This window comes from Alteromonas sp. LOR, from assembly GCF_000753865.1.
Lineage (GTDB): Bacteria > Pseudomonadota > Gammaproteobacteria > Enterobacterales > Alteromonadaceae > Alteromonas.
Genome location: NZ_JQFW01000028.1, coordinates 10,123 through 32,694, shown reverse-complemented (window position 1 = coordinate 32,694; position 22,572 = coordinate 10,123). Strand labels below are relative to the sequence as shown.

Below are 22,572 nucleotides of genomic sequence, written 5' to 3'. Positions count from 1 at the left end.
GAATTACCAAGCGCCGTGCCAAGGAGACAAGCGTTCCAGCAATCAGGCAAATTCCCATACCGACGGGCTCAATTTTCACGATTCTTGCCCTTATACTCGCTATTTATTCGCCACCACTTCGAAAGTGCCGAGGTCTCATTCCCAAAAGCACCATGGTAGTAAGGAAGCCACCAACGGATAACAAAATGGTTAGCCCCACGTCTATCATTTGCTCAGAGAGTGCTAGATCGAAGAAAGCGAGTCCACGGTCGCGATAATAAATTAACGCTCCCATAACGGTGCTTGCTATCACGACACGGGCAATAAACAGTAGCGAAGTTCTACTTAACTCGAACACACCTTGCTTTCGCAATGTAATGTAAAGCAGCGCTGCATTTAGCGTGGCTGACATACTTGTTGCAATAGCTAATCCAACATACCCAAATGGAATGGCAAAAATGAGGTTAAACACCATATTGGCAATCATGCACCATATACCAAACCTAACGGGCGTTTTTGTATCTTGGCGGGAATAAAACCCCGGGGCCAGTACCTTCACCAACATAAAGCTTATTAAGCCAAAAGAGTAAGCGGTTAGTGAATAAGAGGCCATAATAGCGGTTTCTGCGGTAAATGCGCCCCGCTGAAAAATGACGGTCAGTATGGGACGTGCCATCGTGCCTAGGCCTACCGCCGCGGGTATGCCTAACAAACACACCATTCGAAACGCCCAATCAATATTCGCGGCGAAAGCTTTTGGGTTATTGGTGACGTGATTTCGAGATAGCGTAGGCAGAATAACAGTGGCAATAGCAATGCCGAATAAGCCCAGTGGGAACTCGAGTAACCTGTCGGAATAATATAACCAGCTGATGGAACCGGTCACTAAAAAGCTGGCGATAAATGTATCGAACAATAAATTAATTTGGCCAACCGAGACGCCGAATAATGCGGGGATCATCAGGGTGCGTACTTTAACCACGTTCTCATCGTGCCAGCCCCATTTGGGTTTTACCAATAGGCCCGCTCTGAATAAAAACGGCAGCTGAAAAAGAAATTGTACTATGCCACCAATAAATACTCCCCACGCAAGAGCAAACGCGGGTTGTGACATACTGGGCGATAGGTATATAGCACAGGCGATAATACATACATTGAGCAGTACGGGGGTAAACGCAGCAACGGCAAATTTATTTAATGTATTTAAAATGGCACCAGAAAGCCCCGTTAATGAAATGAAGGCGAGGTATGGGAAAGTAATTTTGAGCATGGTTGAAGCAAGTTCAAATTTATCCCCCGCTTCATCACCTTGTAGCCAGGCAACAAACCAGCCGGTGCCAAATAATGCAGCAAGTACCGGCGATGCAATAATGCCCACAATAGAGACAATAAAAACAATTCCACCAAGGGTGCCGCTTACTTTAGCGACAAATTCTCGCAGTTCTTTCTTATCATCATTATTGTGAACTTCTGTGAGCACGGGGATGAACGCTTGAGCAAACGCACCCTCAGCAAAAAGCCGACGTAGAAAATTAGGAATTTTATTGGCAAAGAAAAATACATCGGCAGCAGCCCCATCACCCATTAGTTTAGCAACGACAACGTCTCGTACAAGACCTAAAACCCGTGAAACTAGGGTCATTACACTGACTATTAAGCCTGATTTGATTAACTTCCGTGACACGTGTGCTTTCCGATAGAGTAAACGAAGGGGGAGTGAGCGGATCATGATAACCAAAGGCGCTAGCAGGTGAAATGATTTATTCAAAATAGTTGTGCATTTCTACGTATTTTATTGCTATAATCCGCGCCCGTTATGGGATGCAATGTTTAGGCATAGCTTTCGCGATGAATGCGCAACGTGTTGAGCACATTTACTGTTTTTTGCAGAGACTGTGTTTAATAGATTGTGCTTTCAAAATAGCCATCGATTTACATCGTTAAATCGTTTGACAATTTAGCGATTGGTAGGCACAATCCGCACCCTCGTTTTTGACATGAATTTATTTGGGAGTTACACCTTGGCTAACATTAAGTCTGCTAAGAAACGTGCAATCCAAGCCGAAAAGCGTCGTCAGCACAACGCTAGCCGTCGTTCAATGACTCGTACAAGCATCAAAAAAGTAGTTGCTGCTATCGCTAATGGCGATAAAGAAGGTGCACAAGCTGCATTATCTGCTGCTACTCCAGTACTTGACAGAATGGCTACTAAAGGCTTGATTCACAAAAATAAAGCTGCTCGTCACAAGAGTCGCCTAGCTGCGCAAATTAAAGCACTAGGTTAATCTTTACGATTAGCAATTAAAAAGCGCCCTAGGGCGCTTTTTTTATGTCTACATTTCTGTATACATGCTTTTTATATCCAAATGCTTCTTAAACCCAAATTCTTTGTAAAATCAGGTACATTGATAAACAAATGCATTCTCTTTATGAAGAATGCACTCGCTCCCTATCCCACTAACTCATTTTTCTTATTGTACTTGCAGGTGCAATGCGCATTATCCAGTGCAATAGTGCCCAAGGCCAGCTAGGTACGAAAGCACTTGCCTTTTCTTTTTCTATTGCCTTGACCATTGCCCGACAACCCACATCGGTATCAACGATAAAAGGGACTTTCTCTACTTTTTCATTGATTTCACTGCGAATAAAGCCTGGATGAATACAGGTGACTTTAATCGGCGTGTTCATCACATCCATGCGTATTCCTTCAGACAGTGATGTAAGGCCGGCTTTAGTGGCCGCATAAACGGTCATGGCACGCCTAAAGCCTCTCACCGCGCTAATTGAAGATATCGTCACTAGGTGGCCACTGTTCTGCGCTCTGAATATTGTCATCGCCGCTTCGCATTGTGCTAACGCTGACACAAAATTGGTGGTAGCAGTTTGTTTATTCGCGTGAAAATAGCCCGTTCCTACAGATGCTCCCTTCCCCATACCGGCATTAACAATAACTCTGTCAAGGCGTCCTAAATCTTGTTTAAATGCATCAAAAACCTCAAACACAGCGTCGTGATCATTAACGTCTAAAGACCGAATAAACACATTGATATCTGGGTTAAGTTCGAGTAACTCTGCTTTTAGCGTTTCAAGGTTTTCATAGCGCCTAGCACACAGTGCTAAGTTGCGACCTTGTTTAGCAAACTCAATGGCCATCCCTTTTCCAAGCCCAGAGCTTGCCCCAGTGATCAGAATATTTTCTCTTATAGTCATTAATTTTTTCCTGATGCTTTTATGGCCTTATTACAGCGCCACAGTAAGTAATGAATAAATACCCAAAAACGCTTAAACGCCGGGTTATTAGTTTGTCCGTGATGATAACGATAATAAATTTGCTGAGCGATCCCCGCTAAACGGAAAAGCCCATACACTTCGTAAAACGTGAAGTCTTCTACGTCAATATCCATCTTCTCGCAGTAGTAGGCGACAACTTGCTTGCGGGTAAACATACCCTCTAAATGTGTGGGCTGACGACGAGTAGATTGGGCTAAAAAGTCATCATCGGCATCAACCCAATAGGCTAGTGAATTTCCCAAATCCATAAGCGGATCTCCAAGGGTTGCTAGTTCCCAATCAAGCACCCCAATGATGTCAGTGTAATTATTTGGGTTAAGTACAACATTGTCGAAGCGAAAGTCGTTGTGGGTAATACATATACGTTCATTGTCGGGCATGTGTCTTTCAAGCCAATGCATTACCTTTTTACCTGAGGGTACATTCCACGTTTTCGCTTTGCTGTAGCGCGCACTCCAGCCGCTAATTTGCCGCTCAATATAGCCCTTCCCTTTGCCTATATGAGATAAACCGGCTTTCTCATGATCTACCTTATGCAGCTCAATTAAGCTATCGAGCACATTGGTGCACAGCTGAGCCGTTTGTGCCTTTGTTGTGTTCAAATCTCGAGGTAGATTTTTGCGCGGTATAATGCCAGTGAACTTTTCCATCAGGTAAAAATCGGCACCAATGATCGATTCATCTTCACAATAGGCGTACATGGTAGGCACATAGCGATAAACCGGTTTTAGTGCTCGCTGAAGTTTATACTCTCGCTCCATATCGTGAGCACCTTTTGCTTTTGTGCCCGCCGGGCCTCTTCGCAAAATCATCGATGTATCGGGGTAATCTAAGCAGTAAGTCCAGTTGGATGCTCCACCTGCATACTGAGTTACTGCAGGCATAGTTTCACAGCCATTACAACGGCCTTTCATGGTGTCATCGAGATTATCTTTAAGCCAATTATTTACCGCTTCTGCGCTTAGCTCTTCACCACTTCGCACTTGCTGTGCTTTATCTACAACGCCTTGGTTCATTCTTTCTCCGCTTTACACAGGTTAATGCTTTGCCGTTCTCGAGCTTTTGGATAAAGGACGTTAGCTGTCTCGCTTATCCATTACTTGCTTCATGGTTTTGGTCTGCGACAGCATCATTTTCAAATAGCGCGTCGATGACAACAGCTTTTTCAACAAAAAGGCGCGCTTACCTTCTTTGTGCGTCAAAATAAGAAACTGCTTAGCGTTTACTTGCTGGTAAATACTTAGTGCTACATCCTCTTTGCTCATGTCGGCTTTGGCGAAAAGTTTATTCAGCATTTTATGTGATGCAGGGTTGGCACTTCGCATCGACTCATCAAGATTAGTCTTGAAAAAACTGGGGCAAACCACACTCACCCCAATGTTATCTGGCGCAAGTTCCAATTTCATTGTTTCAGAGAAGGCCACCACCGCCGCTTTCATGGCGTTATAACTGCCCATATAAGGGATAGGCGTTATTCCGGCCTGCGATGCAATATTAACGAAGTAACCGTGCCCCTGCGTTTGCATCAGTGGCAACAGCGCCCTACTCACTCGCACCATGCCTAACATATTGATATCGAATACCCATTGCCACTGCTCTGGCGTTTCATCAAGCAAGCTGCCGCCGGTGGCAACGCCTGCGTTGTTAAATACATAGTCGATACCCTGCCATTTAGCGCTTATCGTGCTGGCAAGTTCATTCACATTCGTTTCCGATGTGATATCGCAGGTAACGTAGAAGGCGTCGGCTCCTATTGAGGTAAGTGCCTCGACGGTCTCATTGCCGCGAGCCTGATTGATGTCGGCAATACAAATTTTTATCCCTTTATGCTTTTCAGCCCACTTAATGGCAAGTGCCTTGCCCAGCCCGGTTGCTCCACCGGTGATGACGATACGCATAATAGTTCTACTCTTTGTTGTTATTGTTATCGAACATGGAAAACGGCGTTGACCACGACGCTTTCGTATTGCTTTCTTTGCGTTGAACAAAAGCACTGGTTTGTAATTTCATGCTGACGCATTGATTTGTAACTTCATGGTGACGCATTAATTTATAACTTCGTGCTGAAGCACTGGGCGTAACAAGATACACACAATTTTTACATCTTGGAGTTTACCTTTTTTGCAGATGAATTCAAAAGTGTGATTACCAACAGATGCTGCGCAATCAGCCACATATTGTCTATCGGCTCTTTAATATTAGGTGCACATCTTCCTATGTATCCAGTTCAGAAATACGCACTGTAAAATAAGTGACAAAAAAGTATGTCAAAAACGTCACATTAGGTTGCTAGTGTTTGCAAAAAAACGAGAGAAGCTATGTTTACTGTCAACGACGTTTTAAACAAACATTATCCTCAGGTCGCGAACAATCCTCTTTTATTCAAATCGCTATCTTTCGCGCTAAGCCATCTTTTACACGAAAAAGAAATTCAGGCGTTTGGCGACACGTACCCGCACTACAATGATATTGATTTTGTTGAGCAAGTACTGGCGTATTTTAACGTCAGCTATTCCGCAAGAGACATCGAGAAAGAACGAATTCCTAGTGAAGGTCGTGTAGTGATAATTGCAAATCACCCTATTGGCTCTCTTGACGCACTTGCGTTAATCAAACTCGTGAGTGAAGTTCGACACGATTTAAAAGTAGTCGCCAATGAAATGCTTATGGCCATTGAGCCGCTGCACAGCATGTTGCTACCTGTGAATAATATGGAGGGCGGAACCCCAAAGCAGCATTTGTCAGCCATTCACCATCATTTGTCACAGGAGGGGGCCGTATTAATTTTTCCCGCTGGAGAGGTCTCCAGACTTAGACCCCAAGGGGTTCGCGACACGCGCTGGCATTCAGGTTTTTTGCGCATTGCTCGTCACGCTAAAGCTCCTATTCTTCCCGTGTATATCGATGCTAAAAACAGCCCTATTTTTTATGGCGTGTCTATGATTTACAAGCCGTTGGCGACTGCGCTACTCGTGAAAGAAATGTTTAAGCAGCGGCGTAAACATTTGCCCATCCGCGTTGGGGAACTCATTGCGTTTGAGTCTTATCAACAGCCCACCCTAGCACTAAAAGAAAAAGTGAAGTTGTTTAAACGACATCTTTATCGCATAGGCAATAACAAAAAAGGCGTATTCGAAACCCAAGCTGCTATTGCAATGCCAGAGGACAGAAAAGAGCTCTCACGGGCTGTTCGTGCCTGTGAACATTTGGGGCAAACCGCCGATGGAAAGTCGATTTATCTTTATCAGCATACTCATTGCTCTCCCATTATGCGTGAGATAGGACGTCTTCGAGAAATAGCATTTAGAGCGGTTGGAGAAGGCACCAATAAGCGACGAGACATAGACCAGTACGACTCTCACTACTACCACCTAGTGCTGTGGGATGAGCGCGACTTAGAGATTGTGGGAGCCTATCGTTTTGGTGACGCCCAAGCGCTTAGCGAAGAAGGCCACCCAACGGGATTGTACTCCGCTACGCTGTTTGATTACGGCGAAAATAATGAAGCCCTATTTGAGCATGGCCTAGAGTTAGGGCGAAGTTTTATACAACCTCGATATTGGGGAAAGCGAAGCCTCGACTATCTGTGGTTCGGCATTGGCGTTTTTCTTAGTCGCTATCCAAAGTACCGCTATTTGTTCGGGGCAGTGTCATTAAGCAATGCCTACCCTGATACTGCTAAAGATCTTTTAGTGCAGTTCTACTCAACATACTTTCCGGCTAAGTTCGGCAGTGTTACGTGTAAACAACCTTTTTGCCCCGCAAGAGAGCCTTTGCATGTGTTTACAGGTGACGATTACAAAGCCGAATTCACTATCCTTAAGCACCTACTCGCTAATATGGGCGTAAATGTTCCCACGCTGTATAAGCAGTATTCAGAAATAGCGAAAGCCGATGGTGTCGCCTTTTTAGGGTTTAACGTTGATCCAGATTTTAACGACTGTATTGATGGTCTTGTGGTGGTTGATGCATTGGCAATTACTGAAAAAAAGCGCAAACGATATCTATGCCACGATGAGCTAAAGGCAACGGCTTGAAGACAGTTTAATAATGCGTCTTGAGCATTGAGATACGGCAATAGGGCGTGTTGATATTAGCGGCTGATTTTTACTGTTAATTTTCACAGTCAATCTCTGCTACACATGTTCACAGCAAAGATTAACCCGCCCAAGTAGACAATGAAATATCCGTTAGGTCGTTGGCATTTAATACCATACATTGATATAACAATGCCTGAAGTAATGTTTAGTCACTGTGAAGTGCGTAGCTTAGGGCCTTATATGATAAAAATAATTGTACTTATTCCACTTATTCTTTCTCTGCTGTGGTTCGGCTACCTGCAGGCAAACAAATATTCTTTAGAGCAAGGTAAGCAAGGCTTTCTCTATATTCTTGTGCTTAGTGGCGTTATCGCATTATTTTATACCGTGATGATATTTTTAACCCATTAACGCGCCTTTTAAACACATTTTCGCCATTTAAGCCTTATCTCATTGGGCTCAGTACTGCATGTCGGCCAACGGCGCTCTTTGGCTGCTTACAAACTAATAACTAGTGCGCCGCAACATTTTTTAGCTTTTGGCTTTCGGCTTATAGTTTCTAAGTTTCCCCCTCGCTTTATTTATTTTTTATCTATTTCGCACCGCCGATAGTGGCGGTTTACTTCACCTCAGCGCTGATAGTTTCGTTGTTGTGAACTTTGCCACCAGCATGGCGTAGTCATCTATATAAAAAATGTTTAATCAACACATTGCTCTTCATCTGGGTCATTCAAGCAGTTCAGCGAAGCGGTTCACTGAAACAGGGCTTAGAACGGCTGATAAAGAATCTATAGCTTGCTGTGATTACTGTGAAACATAATCACCTGTTAAGGCTTTCCTATGGGGCGCAATATAAAAGGAACTATTGAATGTCTGATAAAATGAAATGCCCCATCGCCGGTGGTTACGAGACCATCGAAAGTAAACGTATTGGCGGTGCGATAGGCACTCCTCCTATGAATGCGAATTGGTGGCCCGGTCAGCTGCCAATTGAACTTCTGCACAGCCAATCTCCATCAGCAAACCCGCTAGGTGAGGATTTTGATTATCCCGCTGCGTTCGCTTCTCTTGATTTAGACGCGGTAAAAAAAGATATTTTGGAACTGCTGACCACATCGCAAGATTTCTGGCCAGCAGATTACGGTAACTATGGCCCTCAGATGATTAGAATGGCGTGGCACTCTGCTGGTTCATACCGCGTATTCGATGGACGTGGAGGCTCGGCGCAGGGGCTACAGCGTTTTGCACCTCTTTACTCTTGGGAAGACAACGGCAACATCGATAAGTCAATACGCCTATTACAGCCTATTAAGCTGAAGTACGGTGACAACATCTCGTGGGCAGATTTAATTATGCTAACGGGCAATCTTGCGCTAGAGCAGATGGGTTTCAAAACCTTTGGCTTTGGTGGCGGACGCATTGACTGCTGGGAGGCTGACGACGCCACCTATTGGGGCCCAGAAACTGAAATGGCCACTCAAGACAAGCGTTGGACAGGTGAGCCTGGTACAGAGGACTATGATCTAGAGAATCCGCTTGCCGCGTCTCGTCAGTCGCTTATTTATGTTCATCCAGAAGGCCCCTTTGGCAATATGGATCCCATTTCGTCAGCGCAAGAAATTCGTATTACCTTTGGAAGAATGGGTATGAATGACGAAGAGACCGTTGCGCTTATTGCAGGCGGTCACGCGTTTGGTAAAAGTCACGGCGGCTCGGATAAATCGCATCTAGGCCCAGAACCAAGCGGAGCACCTATTGAAAGCCAAGGCCTAGGCTGGTTAAACAGCAATGGCTCGGGCAATGCCCAGTACACCACCACAAATGGTATCGAGGGAGCATGGACATCAAACCCTACCCGCTGGGACCACGAATACCTAAAAAATCTATTTAAATTTGAGTGGGAACAAACAGAGAGTCCGGCTGGAGGTAAAGCATGGCGTCCTAAAAACGGGGAAGCTGCTGACCTTATACCTGACGCACATGTAGAAGGACTTCGCCATCCTCCTATGATGATGACCACCGACATTGCCCTTATCAAAGATCCTGCTTATTTGAAAATATGCGAAAAATTTGTTGAGCAGCCAGAACTCCTCGACGACGCATTTGCCAAGGCGTGGTACAAATTAATCCATAGAGATATGGGTCCTAAAAACCGTTTACTCGGCCCAGATGTGCCAGACGAAAGCTTAATTTGGCAAGATCCTATTCCAAAGTGCGACCATGAACTCATTGGTGAAGTGGACATTATTGCGCTTAAAGCCAGTATTCTTGCAACTGAACACAGTATCTCTGCGTTGGTAAGTACTGCATGGGCCTCTGCCTCAACGTTTAGAAAAACGGATCTGCGCGGCGGCGCCAATGGTGCACGAATTCAGCTTGAGCCAATGATCAACTGGGAAGTGAACCACCCTACCCAACTTAAAAGCGTACTTGAGTCACTTAAAGAGATTCAAAAAACCTTTAACGATGCGCAAACAAGCAAACGCGTTTCTATTGCCGACCTTGTAGTATTAGCAGGTAGTGCGGCCATAGAAAAAGCAGCACAAGAAGCAGGCGTTGACGTTACCGTACCTTTTGAACCTGGGCGAATGGATGCTACGCAAGAGCAAACCGACGAGCACAATATCTCGGTTCTTGAGCCTCATGCCGATGGCTTTAGAAACTATGTAAAAGGTAAGTATGGTGCAGATACTGAACGCATGTTAATCGACAGAGCTCATCTGCTTGATTTATCGGCTCCTGAACTCACTGCACTAGTTGGCGGCCTTCGGGTTCTAGACACCAATTACGACGGCTCTCAACACGGTGTGTTTACGCAAACACCGGGGGTATTAACCAACGACTTTTTTGTCAACTTGCTAGATATCAATACTAAGTGGAAGCCTGTGACCGAGGACAATGAATTGTTCGAAGGGAGCGATGTGACTACGGGTGAGAAAAAGTGGTCTGCCACGCGGTGCGATCTTGTGTTCGGGTCGAACTTACAACTAAGAGCAGTATGCGATGTATACGGTGCCTCAACAGGCCATGAAAAATTTGTTCATGCTTTCGTTAAAGCGTGGCACAAAGTCATGATGCTAGACCGTTTTGAACTGCAAAACGAACGGTATCGCAAATAAGCACTGCTTGTTCGCTAACGCTATCAAGCTAACAAAAAGCCTGGCCACATTATGCTGGGCTTTTTCTTTTACCCGCTCGAACACGCTTTTTCTAAACAAGGATGAAATATCACAAGGTTATGACAACATTTGATAATAACTACGTACAGGTACGGGGCTCTCGCGTTCACAATTTAAAAAGCCTCAATGTAGATATTCCAAGAAACAAAATTGTGGCATTTACTGGAATTTCTGGCTCGGGCAAGTCCTCTCTCGCCTTCGGCACGCTTTTCGCCGAAGCTCAACACCGCTACTTAGATTCGGTATCACCCTATGCACGACGGTTGATAGACCAAGTTGAAACTCCCGACGTAGACAGTATTGAAGGTCTTCCCCCAGCAGTGGGACTGCATCAGCAGCGAGGTGCTCCTTCAATACGCTCATCGGTAGGCAGTATCACTACTATTTCTAATACCCTACGCATGCTGTATTCACGGGCAGGCGATTATCCGCAAGGGCAAAGTATTATTTATGCTGACGCCTTTTCACCGAACACGGTAGAAGGTGCCTGTGAAACATGCCACGGGATAGGTAACGTATTTAATGTTACGCAAGAAAAGCTCGTGCCCGACCCTAGTTTAACAATTAGAGAAGGCGCTATTGCAGCGTGGCCTGGGGCATGGCAGGGCAAAAACTTAGTCAGAGTATTGTTATCACTTGATATTGACGTAGACGTTCCATGGATGGATTTGCCCGTAAAAACCCAAGAGTGGATTTTATTCACCGATGAAACGCCTCAAGTGCCAGTATATCGGCACTACAACTTAGCGCAGACACGTAATGCATTCGCAGAGGGTGAGCCTGCCAGCTACAAAGGAAAATTTGTTGGTGCTAGACGCTATGTGCTTGATACGTTTAAATCGACCCAGAAAGAAAAAATTAAACAGCGTATTGCAGAATATCTAGATGTGTCTATCTGCCCTAGTTGCGAGGGCAAAAAACTGAAAGCTTCGTCCCTTTCCGTAACAATTTGCTACTTGGATATCATCGAATTTTCTCGTTTATCCCTTAGCGATGTAGTGACTCATTTAACCACCTTAATGAACAATATAGATAGTCAAAGTAACGAACGCGCCATGGTGATCCGTAATTTAGCCAGCGATATTATTGCCCGTATCACACCTATAATATCTCTTGGCCTTGGCTACCTCTCGTTAGAACGCAGCACAACCACCGTCTCTGGTGGTGAATTGCAGCGCTTGAGGTTGGCGACTCAAATTAAATCTAAATTATTTGGTGTGGTTTACATCATGGATGAGCCCTCTTCCGGATTGCACCCACATGATGTCAATGCGTTACTCAGTGCTTTTAGTGAATTGGTAGATGCTGGAAATACGGTTTTTGTTGTAGAACATAACTTGCGCGTTATACAGCATGCGGATTGGGTCGTGGATATTGGCCCACATGCGGGTGTGAGTGGCGGAGAGCTCATATTTAGCGGCCCAGCTGACAAGCTCAAAGACGCATCCGACTCTATAACCTCTCGTTTTTTATTTGACGATTCTCTCGCGCTGACTCACTTCAATAGAAAACCCACGGGATGGCTTTCGCTAGCACATATTAATAAAAACAACCTGAACGACTTTCACTGTGATTTTCCTCTTGGCACTATCACCACGGTAACTGGCGTGTCGGGCTCTGGAAAGTCGAGCCTAGTTAGCCATGCATTAGTAGAGCTGGTTAAGCAAGCTATTGGCTCTGACAAATCGCAAAGTACGCCAGCAGGTAAAGACTTGAGTGAATCTGCACTGCTAAGAGGTAACGAGGAAACGCCTGTAGAAGGAACGATAACCAATGGTATAGAGCAGATTAAACGGTTAGTTGTTGTTAATCAGGCGCCAATAGGCAGAACGCCGCGTTCAAACCTAGCAACTTATACTGGCTTTTTTGACCACGTTAGAAAATTATTTGCAGCGACTGAGCTGGCGAAAAAGCGTCGCTATGACGCGGGACGCTTTTCCTTTAATACCACAAAGGGGCGTTGTGAAAATTGTGAGGGCGTAGGCTTTGTATCGGTAGAACTACTGTTCATGCCCAGCGTCTATTCGCCTTGCCCAGTGTGCGATACCAAACGGTACAATGAAGACACCCTTGCCGTTACGTGGAATGATTTATCGATATCAGATGTATTGTCGCTTACTGTGTCTGAAGCCCATTGTATATTTGCTGACGAGCCGCCAGTTTACCGCGCTCTTGATGCACTTCAAAAAGTGGGGCTTGGCTATTTGCGCCTTGGTCAGCCTGCGACAGAGTTATCAGGCGGAGAAGCGCAAAGGATCAAACTTGCAACTGAACTAAAGCGCGCTGAAAAAAAGAATACGCTTTATGTGCTTGATGAACCTACCACGGGGCTTCACCCTGCAGATATCAGTTTATTGATGAAACACTTAAATGCATTAGTCGATGAAGGCAGTAGCGTGATAATGGTAGAACACAATATGCAGGTGGCATCAGCAAGTGACTACGTAATTGACATCGGCCCAGGAGCGGGCGATGAAGGCGGTTCAGTTGTGGCGCAAGGAACGCCTAGCGAAGTGGCTAAAAGCGCGGTGAGCAAAACCTCACCGTTTTTGAAATAGAAGGTTGCAGGATAATAACCACATTTTATTTAAACGCCATAGCAGCATTTAAATACACTCGACATAAACGAGATTGATGTCGTCATAAAGAAGCCCTCTTTATGTCAACATATTTCAGGACGGGTCACAAACATAAAAAAGGGGCACTGTTTAGTGCCCCTTTGAAAGTAAACTTACTTTTTAATACGCGTTAAACGCTTTCTGCAATAGTAACGTCTGCTTGAGAACGAAGCGCTTCAATGTACTGTTCGTACAAACGCTGTCCCTTCATCTGACCAAGACGTTCTTTAAGGCTATTGCCTAACTCGGCTTCAAGTACCGGCGCTGCATTAACCCCTTCTAGCTGAACTACCGCAACGTCACCATTCATGGTGGTTGCCACGTCAACACTTCCCTCACCTTCAGGTGCAAGAGCAAACAAGGTCTCAACAACCGCAGCAGCTAGTGTGCCACCGTTTCTAGGAACAGCCTTTGCCGTTTCCCACGTAGCAGACTTTTCAGATAAAAGCGCTGATACATCTTCACCGGCTCTTACTTTCACAGCAACATCTGAAGCCCAAGCCTGTGCAGCTTCTCTTGCCTTCGTTGATTTTACTGAAGCGGTAATACTGTCGCGTACTTCATCCAGTGACTGTGTGCGCTGTGGCTCATGCTCAATGACACGAATCGCAACAATGTTTTCATCATCTAACTCGATAATGTCGCTGTTAAGACGCTCTTCGATAAGTTCTGGAGAAAACGCGTCGTCTAAAAGTGCCGGAAGGTTCAATTCTTCTGGTGCCGTATTGCGACTGAACAACGCTGTTTCTTGTACTGGAAGATTAACCGCGTTTGCTGCATCTTCTAGTGTGTCAGGTACTTCAAACGCTATCTCGGCCAGAGTATTTTGAAGCTCAAAATACTTTTCCATTGCTTGGTCGTAAAGCAACGACTCGCGAATATCACTGGCTACTTCTTCAAATGATTTAGTTTGCGCTTCATTGATATCAGTCAATTTGATGATGTGAAAACCAAAATCCGTTTCAACAATATCAGACACGTCGCCTACACTATCTAATGCAAATGCCGCTTCATCAAATTCAGCGTCCATCATTTCTGGCGTTATAAAGTCTAAGTCACCACCATTTTCAGCAGAAAAAGTATCGTCTGAATTTTCTGATGCCAGTGTGGCAAAGTCAGCACCGTTATCAAGCTGGGCTTTTAGTGCCTCTACTTCCGCTCTTGCAGCATCAACATCATCACCTGATTCGATCAAGATATGAGAAACGCGGCGTTCTTCTTCTTTACCGTAGCTAGGTAAATTCGCTTCGTAATAAGTACGAACTGCATCATCGTCTACAGACACTCTACCTTTAAGGTCTTCTACACTTAACTTCACATAAGCAAGCTTAACTTTTTCTTCGGTATCAAACGATGCAATGTTGTTGTTATAAAACGTTTCGATGTCGGCTTCAGACACTTCTACCGAATCGGCAAAGCTAGCAGCGCTTACCATTAGGTATTTTGCGTCGCGAGTTTGGCGTTGAAGCATGTTTGCCTCTTCCACTTCACTATCTAGTGCAAAAGCTGAGGTAGTCAGTGCAGCAGCCAACTGATTTTGTGTCATTTGAATGCGAAGGTAATTACGAAAATCTGCAGGTGAGAAACCGTTTTGACGAAGGATAGTTTGAAAACGTTCGTTATCAAATTGACCGCCAAATTGAAATTCTGGCATTTGCACTATGGTTTCGCGAATTTGTTCATCACTTACACGCAAACCAATCTCTGATGCTTGTTGCTGAATTAGCTTTTCTGAAATTAAGCGATCCAACGCACTGCGTCTAAAGTTTGCAAGGTACTCTTCACTGGAAAATAGTTGAGCTACGCTCTCGCCAAACTGTGATTCCATTTGCGCGCGCTGATTTTGATACGCACGGTCTAGTTCTTGGGCCGAGATCTCTTCGCCATTTACCGTAGCTACTGCAGACGTGCCTGGCGATGTGAGGTAACTTCCTACACCAGCAAATACGAAACTCAAAACGATTAGCGCAATGATTGCCATCGCCCATGGGCCTTGAGAACCTTCTCTGATTCTTTCTAGCATGATTATTCTTCAACTCCGTTGCTTACTACTGATACCTGACAATACTTTTTCGCAAAACGATGTAATAGCTGTCACTGGTAAAATAAGCGATGATTATAACCTAATGCCGATGAAGATAAACGACCTAAAACAAACTAATCTGTGTGTTTCTAAGACTTTCTTATTAGGCTTAGTGCAAGGTAAACGTTATTCGCGGCGGGGTTATTAATTATGTTGTGTACAAATAAAAAAGGCGATGGACTAGCCATCGCCTTTTTCTATATCTTTTGACTTAGTTACAAGCGTCTTTCAGAGCTTTACCGGCTTTGAAAGATGGAACTTTCGCAGCTGAAATCTGAATAGTCTCACCAGTTTGTGGATTACGGCCACTGCGAGCTGAACGTTCGCGAACTGAGAAAGTGCCAAAGCCCACTAGTGCTACTTGGTCGCCGTCTTTAAGCGCCGCAGTTACTGAGTCAGTGAATGCGTCAAGTGCGCGCCCAGCAGCTGCTTTAGAAATATCTGCACCAGCAGCAATTTGGTCGATAAGTTGAGACTTGTTCACTATTTTGATCCCCTTCAATTGTTATTATACTGTTTGTCCAAAAAATTGGTTTGGACGTTATAACAAGCTTGATTGTTAACATCAAGCATCTGTCACAATTAATTAACTTTTAAATTAACCGCTGCAATCCCTTTTGTGGCAAGGCTTTAAGCGATAACCATTTTAAGGTAACACAACTTTTCGGTCTTGAAAGCCCTAATTTTGAAAAAATCGGCAATTCTTTAATTTTACGTACATTTTTTAATCAAAAAGTACAAGAAAATGGCTACAACCCTTTAAAATTAAGCATTGTAGCCATTACTATTTACGATTTCTTTTCTACCTTAAAACTTTCCACGGGCTCCTGAAGTGCAATGTCGAGGACGTCATCAATCCATTTCACTGGGTGAATCGCCAAATCTTTTTTCACGTTATCAGGAATTTCTTCCAAATCACGTTCATTGTCTTTAGGAATAATGACCGTCTTAATACCGCCTCGGTGAGCTGCTAGCAGCTTTTCTTTTAGGCCACCGATGGCAAGTACTTCACCACGTAGCGTTATTTCACCCGTCATGGCAACTTCACACTTCACTGGGTTGCCAGTGAGTGACGACACCAACGCAGTGCACATGGCGATACCGGCACTTGGACCATCTTTAGGTGTAGCACCTTCTGGCACGTGCACGTGAATGTCTCGTTTTTCATAGAAGTCTTCGTTAATACGAAGCTTTTCTGCACGGCTTCTTACCACCGTCATGGCGGCCTTGATTGACTCTTGCATTACGTCGCCAAGAGAGCCTGTAGAGGTCATTTTACCCTTACCTGGCACCGATGTAGTCTCAATGGTAAGTAAATCGCCGCCAACTTGAGTCCACGCCAAACCAGTCACTTGACCAATCTGGTTGTCTTTGTCGGCCTTACCGTAGTCAAAGCGCTGAACGCCAAGATAATCTTTTAGATTGTCCTGAGTGACAGACACTTTGTCTTTGTTCTTTTTAAGAAGAACGTCTTTCACCGCTTTGCGGCACACCTTGGAAATCTCACGCTCTAAACTACGTACACCCGCTTCTCGCGTGTAATAGCGAATCATGCCGATAACCGCAGAATCAGTAATTTCAAGCTCTTTGGCTTTAAGACCATTGCGCTCCATCTGCTTACCAATTAAATGGTTTTTCGCAATGTTCAGCTTTTCATCTTCGGTGTAACCAGATAGACGTATAACTTCCATGCGATCCAGTAACGGACCCGGAATATTCATGCTATTTGATGTAGCAACAAACATTACATCAGAGAGATCGTAATCCACTTCTAAATAGTGATCGCTGAAGCTGTTGTTCTGCTCTGGGTCAAGCACTTCTAGCAGGGCTGATGCCGGGTCGCCGCGCATGTCAGATGAAATTTTGTCGATTTCATCAAGCAAAAATAGCGGGTTCTTCACCCCAACTTTCGCCATTTTTTGAACTAATTTACCAGGCAGTGAGCCGATGTAAGTTCGACGATGGCCTCGAATTTCTGCCTCATCTCTCACGCCGCCTAGTGCCATACGCACATACTTTCTGCCAGTTGCTTTAGCTACAGACTGACCCAGTGATGTTTTACCTACACCAGGAGGACCCACCAAGCACAGGATTGGACCTTTCAGCTTTTTAACTCGTTGCTGAACGGCTAGATACTCAAGAATGCGTTCTTTGACCTTCTCAAGACCGTAATGATCTTCATTGAGCACTTCTTCAGCTTTTGCCAAATCTCGTTTCACAGGAGAACGTTTGTTCCATGGAACGTTCGTTAACCATTCAATGTAGCTGCGAAGCACTGTAGCCTCTGCAGACATTGGCGACATCATTTTCAGTTTTTGAAGTTCTGATTTGGCTTTGTCTTCTGCTTCTTTAGGCATTTTGGCGTCAGCGATCTTTTTAGCTAGCGCTTCAAATTCGTCAGGTGCATCGTCTAGCTCACCAAGCTCTTTTTGAATGGCTTTCATTTGCTCATTCAAATAATACTCGCGCTGGCTTTTCTCCATCTGTTTCTTAACGCGGGTACGAATTTTCTTTTCTACCTGCAACAGATCGATTTCGCCTTCCATAAGCGCCATTAAGTATTCAAGACGCTCGTTAACGCTTTGCATCTCTAATACTTTTTGCTTTTCCGTCAGCTTAAGCGGCATGTGAGCTGCCATGGTATCTGCTAAACGTGCAGCGTCTTCGATACCGTTAAGTGAAGTAAGCACTTCAGGCGGTATCTTTTTATTCAGCTTTACATAGCCTTCAAACTGAGAGACAGCAGAGCGGATGAGAACTTCTTGTTCACTCTCTTCAATGCCTTCATCATCAATTTGGTCAACGGCCGCAACAAAATAAGGATCGGCTTGTTTATAGCTTTCGATTTGGCCACGTACACTACCCTCAACCAATACTTTCACGGTTCCATCAGGTAGTTTCAAAAGTTGTAAAATAGTCGCTATGGTACCTACCGTGTAGATATCATCAGATTCCGGTTCATCAACGCCGGCATCTTTTTGTGCTACTAAGAAAATTTGTTTGTCGTTTTCCATTGCCGCTTCTAGGCAGCGGATGGATTTTTCACGCCCTACAAAAAGGGGTATGACCATATGCGGGTATACGACCACGTCCCGCAGGGCAAGCACAGGAATTTCAATGCGATTTTCACGCTCAACTGTCATACTTGTTCTCAATTTATTTCCGATGTCGTTTTATATGGGGATGTAAGAGCAAAGTTCAATCAAAACTTATTAAAGTGCGTTAATTCCTTACCGTCCCTCACCTTTTGCTTCTACACAAAGCAAATTAGATACGTGAATTAGATATTATCGATTACATTGCGTCGCGTTTATCATTAGCTCACACAAATACCATTATCGATTTTTGCGCTTAAGGCAATAGGCAGAGGGCAGATCTATATCGAAGGATGGACTTTATCGTGCTGTTAGCTCAAATAACAGACAGCTTAGCGGGCATAGCGCCGAAAATTGGACGCGGTGGGTAAGGCTCAAATATCAGTGCAAAATAATGTGCTAGAAACAAAAAAGGCCCCGACGGGCCTTTTTTCAGCAAATTAATCGCTATTCAGATGCAGCTTTTTTCTCATTACTGTCGTAAATCAAAATAGGTTTAGACTCGCCGCGTATAACGGTTTCATCTATCACCACTTTACTCACATCGTCGGTCGACGGGAGATCGTACATTGTCTCAAGCAACACAGCCTCAACTATAGAACGAAGTCCACGGGCACCGGTTTTACGCTCCATTGCCTTCTTCGCAATAGCGTTTAACGCGTCTTCACGGAACTCAAGCTCAACGTCTTCCATTGAGAAAAGTGCACCGTATTGCTTGGTTATCGCGTTCTTCGGCTCGCGAAGAATTTGAATAAGTGCTTCTTCGTTTAGCTCTTCTAAGCTTGTTACTACAGGTAAACGACCGATAAATTCTGGAATTAATCCGTACTTCACCAAGTCTTCTGGCTCAACTTGCTTAAACAGTTCACTTATTTGCTGACCGTTTCCTTTCGACTTAACCGTCGCACCAAAACCTATACCTGTGTCTTTTTGTGCGCGTTGCTCAATCACTTTATCGAGACCTGCAAATGCACCACCACAAATGAATAAGATTTTGGACGTATCTACCTGCAAGAACTCTTGTTGAGGGTGCTTTCTTCCGCCTTGTGGGGGAACAGAAGCTACTGTGCCCTCAATAAGCTTCAACAGCGCTTGCTGTACACCTTCACCAGAAACATCTCGTGTAATTGACGGGTTGTCAGACTTACGAGAGATCTTGTCGATTTCATCAATATAGACAATACCGCGTTGGGCTTTTTCTACATCGTAGTCGCATTTTTGTAAAAGCTTCTGAATTATATTTTCAACGTCTTCACCCACGTAACCCGCTTCGGTTAGCGTAGTAGCATCGGCCATGGTAAATGGAACGTCTAACAATCTAGCTAGTGTTTCAGCAAGAAGTGTTTTACCGCTTCCCGTTGGACCGATAAGAAGAATATTACTTTTACCAAGCTCTACGCCATCGTGAACATCACCATTGCGCAAGCGTTTGTAATGGTTATAAACCGCTACAGAAAGTACTTTTTTAGCGTGGTCCTGCCCTATCACATAATCGTTAAGATGCTCGTGGATCTCGGCTGGTTTAGGTAAAGCATCCTGCTTTTGCTTAGGCGCAATTTCCTTGATTTCTTCGCGAATGATATCGTTACATAATTCAACACACTCGTCGCAAATGAATACCGACGGGCCTGCTATTAACTTTCTCACTTCGTGCTGGCTTTTGCCACAAAACGAGCAGTACAGTAGCTTGTTATCACCGTCACCGCTTTGCTTATCACTCATTACTTTTGCCTCTGCCTTGCCTGAGCCACACACTAAATCACACGATATTCTGGCTCAGATTTACTATAACTATACTACTTCGTTGCAGCAACGTCAGAACGGTTTGCCAACACTTGGTCAACTAATCCATATTCTTTTGCATCAGATGCATTTAAGAAGTTATCACGATCTGTGTCTTTTGCTACTTTTTCGTAGTCTTGACCGGTATGTTCGGCCATTAGGCGGTTTAGTTTTTCTTTGATATAAAGAATTTCTTTCGCGTGTATCTCAAAATCTGATGCTTGTCCTTGGAATCCGCCGAGAGGTTGATGAATCATCACTCGAGAATTAGGTAGACAGTAACGCTTGCCTTTGGCACCCGCTGAAAGCAGAAACGCTCCCATGCTAGCCGCTTGGCCCATACATACTGTGCTTACATCAGGCTTGATAAACTTCATGGTATCGTAAATTGCCATACCTGCTGAAACTGAACCGCCAGGAGAATTGATATAAAGGAAAATGTCTTTCTCTGGATTTTCCGCTTCTAAGAACAACATCTGCGCAACAATAAGGTTGGCCATGTGATCTTCAACTTGCCCCACTAAGAAAATAACATTTTCTTTTAATAGGCGAGAATAAATGTCGTAAGAGCGTTCACCTTTAGAGGTTTGCTCTACAACCATTGGAACAAGTGCATTCATAGGGTCAAACGGAGTGTTAGTCATAACTACCTTTATTATCTTGCGTTAAAAACAAAAATGCTCGGAAGGCTCCGAGCATTTAAGCAGTTGCTGACAAGTAATGTCAATCAGACAGTAAAAAATTACGCCTGTTTGTTCATTACCTCGTCAAAAGCTTTGGTTACTTCAGTAACTTTCGCTTGCTCAAGAACCCACTCGATAGCTTGCTCTTCTAGCGCAACGTTCTGCATTTGCTGCATTAGCTCTTGGTTGTTGTTGTAGTACTCTACAACTTCACTTGGATCTTCGTACGCTGATGCCGCTGTTTCGATCATCTCTTTTACGCGTTCTTCGTCAGCTTTAAGCTCGTTTTGCTTAATCACTTCACCTAGAAGTAGGCCAATTGAAACACGACGTTTCGCATTGTCTGTAAACAATTCAGCAGGCAGGTCTGGAAGATTTTGACCACCGCCCTGTTGGCTGAAACGCTGCTTCGCTTGTTCGCGAAGTGCATCGATTTCTTGATCGATAAGCGCCTGTGGAATGTCAATCTCGTTTGCATCTACTAGCTTAGAGATAACATCTTCTTTTACTTGTGCTTTAAGCGTTTGGTCTAACTCGCGCTGCATGTTCTTACGAACTTCTGCTTTAAGTGCGTCAACGCCGCCTTCTTCAACACCGAATAGTGTTGCGAATTCTTCGTCTACTTTAGGCAGTGCCTGACCTTCAACTTTCTTAATTGTCGCCTGGAATACTGCATCTTTACCTTTCAGGTTTTCTGCGTGGTAGTCTTCCGGGAAAGTCACTTCAATAGTCACTTCGTCACCCGCTTTCGCGCCAACAAGTGGTTTTTCAAAACCAGGGATCATACGGCCTTGACCAAGCTCTAATGAGAAGTCTTCCGCTTTTCCGCCTTCAAACTCTTCACCGTCGATAGTGCCAACGAAATCCATGACTACTTTGTCATCTTTCTTCGCTTTACGCTTAACTTCTTTCCAAGTCGCGTGCTGCTTCTGAAGCGTTTCCATCATGTTGTCTAAGTCTTCGTCAGTAATCTCTACCGCCGGCTTTTCAATCTCGATGTCGCTTACGCCCTTCACTTCAACTTCAGGGTAAACTTCAAAAGACGCTGTAAATTCTAAATCTTTACCATCTTCGTCTGTCGTTAAATCAAACTTCGGCATACCAGCAGGCTGAATTTTTTCTTGAATAACTGCTTGGTAGAAGTTTTGCTGCATGACTTCACCAGAAACTTCTTGGCGAACTGCTTGGCCGAAACGTTTTTTGATTACGCTTACTGGAACTTTGCCAGGACGGAAACCGTTGATGCGCTGTGTTTTCGCCAACTGTTGTAAACGTGACTTAACTGCTGAATCAACCGTGTCAGCTGGAACGGTGATAGTAAGACGGCGTTCTAAACCCTGGGTCGTCTCGACTGAAACTTGCATTATATTACCTCAACTATACGCCTTTTCAGGCGTTTTGTTTTCAATCCCCTCTCCCGTCATGCTTAATAAGCACATCACTCGGGGTAGAGGTCGTTAAAAATCGTTTATGGGTTCAAAATTGCACAATTCAAATAAGAATTTAAGTGTGTAAACACGCAACTTGAAATAAACGTATTGGTTAAAAAAAGACGCGGTAGTATACAGCCGCACACTTTGAGAGTCGAGAGGCAAAAACACGCTTTTAACATCGTTTTGCGCAATAAACGCGCAGAAAAGCAGAATTATTGAAAATTCGCGCAGAAAGCTATTAGAAATGATAAAAATAGGGAGATAAAGCAGTGGTCGGTGAGACAGGATTTGAACCTGCGACCCCTTGTACCCAAAACAAGTGCGCTACCAAGCTGCGCCACTCACCGACAATAGAAGTGCTGAAAAGCTTTTGAAAGAAGCTTGAACTT

The 22,572-nt window shown here is 44.4% G+C and carries 15 protein-coding genes and 1 tRNA gene; 5 read left to right on the top strand and 11 right to left on the bottom strand.

Annotation, left to right across the window (positions count from 1 at the left end):
* Positions 1–103 precede the first annotated feature (103 nt).
* A complete protein-coding gene (murJ, locus tag JV36_RS0110550) occupies positions 104–1,663 on the bottom strand; it encodes a murein biosynthesis integral membrane protein MurJ (RefSeq protein WP_032096888.1) in 1,560 nt (519 codons plus the stop codon).
* 337 nt (positions 1,664–2,000) lie between these two features.
* On the opposite strand from murJ, the gene rpsT reads away from it, so the two are divergent.
* The gene (rpsT, locus tag JV36_RS0110545; RefSeq protein WP_032096948.1) at positions 2,001–2,264 is read left to right on the top strand and encodes a 30S ribosomal protein S20; all 264 of its coding nucleotides are present in this window, start codon (positions 2,001–2,003) and stop codon (positions 2,262–2,264) included.
* A gap of 172 nt (positions 2,265–2,436) precedes the next feature.
* Here the strand turns inward: rpsT and JV36_RS0110540 are convergent, their stop codons facing one another.
* From JV36_RS0110540 to JV36_RS0110530, 3 genes are read right to left on the bottom strand one after another with little or no spacing between them, the layout of a single operon-like run.
* A complete protein-coding gene (locus JV36_RS0110540) occupies positions 2,437–3,189 on the bottom strand; it encodes an SDR family oxidoreductase (protein ID WP_032096887.1) in 753 nt (250 codons plus the stop codon).
* On the bottom strand, positions 3,189–4,286 hold the full coding sequence (locus tag JV36_RS0110535; protein WP_032096886.1) for a phosphotransferase family protein: 1,098 nt from the start codon (positions 4,284–4,286) through the stop codon (positions 3,189–3,191). Before JV36_RS0110535 ends, JV36_RS0110540 begins: the two co-directional genes overlap by 1 nt.
* Before the next feature lie 60 nt (positions 4,287–4,346).
* Complete coding sequence (locus tag JV36_RS0110530) at positions 4,347–5,168, bottom strand: SDR family oxidoreductase (RefSeq protein ID WP_032096885.1); 822 nt, start codon at positions 5,166–5,168, stop codon at positions 4,347–4,349.
* 420 nt (positions 5,169–5,588) lie between these two features.
* Here JV36_RS0110530 and JV36_RS0110525 point away from each other — a divergent pair, with 420 nt between their 5' ends.
* The 4 genes from JV36_RS0110525 to JV36_RS0110510 all read left to right on the top strand — a co-directional run bounded on the left by JV36_RS0110525 (position 5,589) and on the right by JV36_RS0110510 (position 13,047).
* On the top strand, positions 5,589–7,307 hold the full coding sequence (locus tag JV36_RS0110525) for a GNAT family N-acyltransferase (protein ID WP_032096884.1): 1,719 nt from the start codon (positions 5,589–5,591) through the stop codon (positions 7,305–7,307).
* 243 nt (positions 7,308–7,550) lie between these two features.
* Positions 7,551–7,721, top strand: coding sequence for a hypothetical protein (locus JV36_RS19780; RefSeq protein ID WP_032096947.1), 171 nt, complete (start codon positions 7,551–7,553; stop codon positions 7,719–7,721).
* A 545-nt stretch (positions 7,722–8,266) separates the two neighbouring features.
* The gene (gene katG / locus JV36_RS0110515; protein ID WP_442853190.1) at positions 8,267–10,429 is read left to right on the top strand and encodes a catalase/peroxidase HPI; all 2,163 of its coding nucleotides are present in this window, start codon (positions 8,267–8,269) and stop codon (positions 10,427–10,429) included.
* Between the two features lie 119 nt (positions 10,430–10,548).
* The gene (locus tag JV36_RS0110510) at positions 10,549–13,047 is read left to right on the top strand and encodes an excinuclease ABC subunit UvrA (RefSeq protein WP_032096882.1); all 2,499 of its coding nucleotides are present in this window, start codon (positions 10,549–10,551) and stop codon (positions 13,045–13,047) included.
* A 190-nt stretch (positions 13,048–13,237) separates the two neighbouring features.
* Here the strand turns inward: JV36_RS0110510 and JV36_RS0110505 are convergent, their stop codons facing one another.
* The 7 genes from JV36_RS0110505 to JV36_RS0110470 all read right to left on the bottom strand — a co-directional run bounded on the left by JV36_RS0110505 (position 13,238) and on the right by JV36_RS0110470 (position 22,530).
* On the bottom strand, positions 13,238–15,130 hold the full coding sequence (locus tag JV36_RS0110505) for a SurA N-terminal domain-containing protein (protein ID WP_032096881.1): 1,893 nt from the start codon (positions 15,128–15,130) through the stop codon (positions 13,238–13,240).
* Between the two features lie 271 nt (positions 15,131–15,401).
* Complete coding sequence (hupB, locus tag JV36_RS0110500; RefSeq protein WP_012518978.1) at positions 15,402–15,674, bottom strand: nucleoid-associated protein HU-beta; 273 nt, start codon at positions 15,672–15,674, stop codon at positions 15,402–15,404.
* A gap of 304 nt (positions 15,675–15,978) precedes the next feature.
* Positions 15,979–18,333, bottom strand: coding sequence for an endopeptidase La (lon, locus tag JV36_RS0110495; protein WP_032096880.1), 2,355 nt, complete (start codon positions 18,331–18,333; stop codon positions 15,979–15,981).
* A 399-nt stretch (positions 18,334–18,732) separates the two neighbouring features.
* On the bottom strand, positions 18,733–20,007 hold the full coding sequence (gene clpX, locus JV36_RS0110490; RefSeq protein WP_032096879.1) for an ATP-dependent protease ATP-binding subunit ClpX: 1,275 nt from the start codon (positions 20,005–20,007) through the stop codon (positions 18,733–18,735).
* Between the two features lie 74 nt (positions 20,008–20,081).
* Positions 20,082–20,711 carry an ATP-dependent Clp endopeptidase proteolytic subunit ClpP gene (gene clpP / locus JV36_RS0110485; RefSeq protein WP_032096878.1) on the bottom strand — a complete coding sequence of 210 codons (630 nt, stop codon included), beginning with the start codon at positions 20,709–20,711 and terminating at the stop codon, positions 20,082–20,084.
* Between the two features lie 98 nt (positions 20,712–20,809).
* On the bottom strand, positions 20,810–22,114 hold the full coding sequence (tig, locus tag JV36_RS0110480) for a trigger factor (RefSeq protein ID WP_032096877.1): 1,305 nt from the start codon (positions 22,112–22,114) through the stop codon (positions 20,810–20,812).
* 339 nt (positions 22,115–22,453) lie between these two features.
* Positions 22,454–22,530: transfer RNA gene (locus JV36_RS0110470), tRNA-Pro, on the bottom strand.
* Positions 22,531–22,572 lie beyond the last annotated feature (42 nt).

Coding starts and splice junctions, on each gene's coding strand:
- JV36_RS0110510 (WP_032096882.1), top strand. CDS start 10,549: ATGACAACATTTGATAATAACTACGTACAGGTACGGGGCTCTCGCGTT.
- lon (WP_032096880.1), bottom strand. CDS start 18,333: ATGACAGTTGAGCGTGAAAATCGCATTGAAATTCCTGTGCTTGCCCTG.
- clpP (WP_032096878.1), bottom strand. CDS start 20,711: ATGACTAACACTCCGTTTGACCCTATGAATGCACTTGTTCCAATGGTT.
- JV36_RS0110505 (WP_032096881.1), bottom strand. CDS start 15,130: ATGCTAGAAAGAATCAGAGAAGGTTCTCAAGGCCCATGGGCGATGGCA.
- tig (WP_032096877.1), bottom strand. CDS start 22,114: ATGCAAGTTTCAGTCGAGACGACCCAGGGTTTAGAACGCCGTCTTACT.
- JV36_RS0110540 (WP_032096887.1), bottom strand. CDS start 3,189: ATGACTATAAGAGAAAATATTCTGATCACTGGGGCAAGCTCTGGGCTT.
- JV36_RS19780 (WP_032096947.1), top strand. CDS start 7,551: ATGATAAAAATAATTGTACTTATTCCACTTATTCTTTCTCTGCTGTGG.
- clpX (WP_032096879.1), bottom strand. CDS start 20,007: ATGAGTGATAAGCAAAGCGGTGACGGTGATAACAAGCTACTGTACTGC.
- JV36_RS0110525 (WP_032096884.1), top strand. CDS start 5,589: ATGTTTACTGTCAACGACGTTTTAAACAAACATTATCCTCAGGTCGCG.
- JV36_RS0110530 (WP_032096885.1), bottom strand. CDS start 5,168: ATGCGTATCGTCATCACCGGTGGAGCAACCGGGCTGGGCAAGGCACTT.
- JV36_RS0110535 (WP_032096886.1), bottom strand. CDS start 4,286: ATGAACCAAGGCGTTGTAGATAAAGCACAGCAAGTGCGAAGTGGTGAA.
- katG (WP_442853190.1), top strand. CDS start 8,267: ATGAATGCGAATTGGTGGCCCGGTCAGCTGCCAATTGAACTTCTGCAC.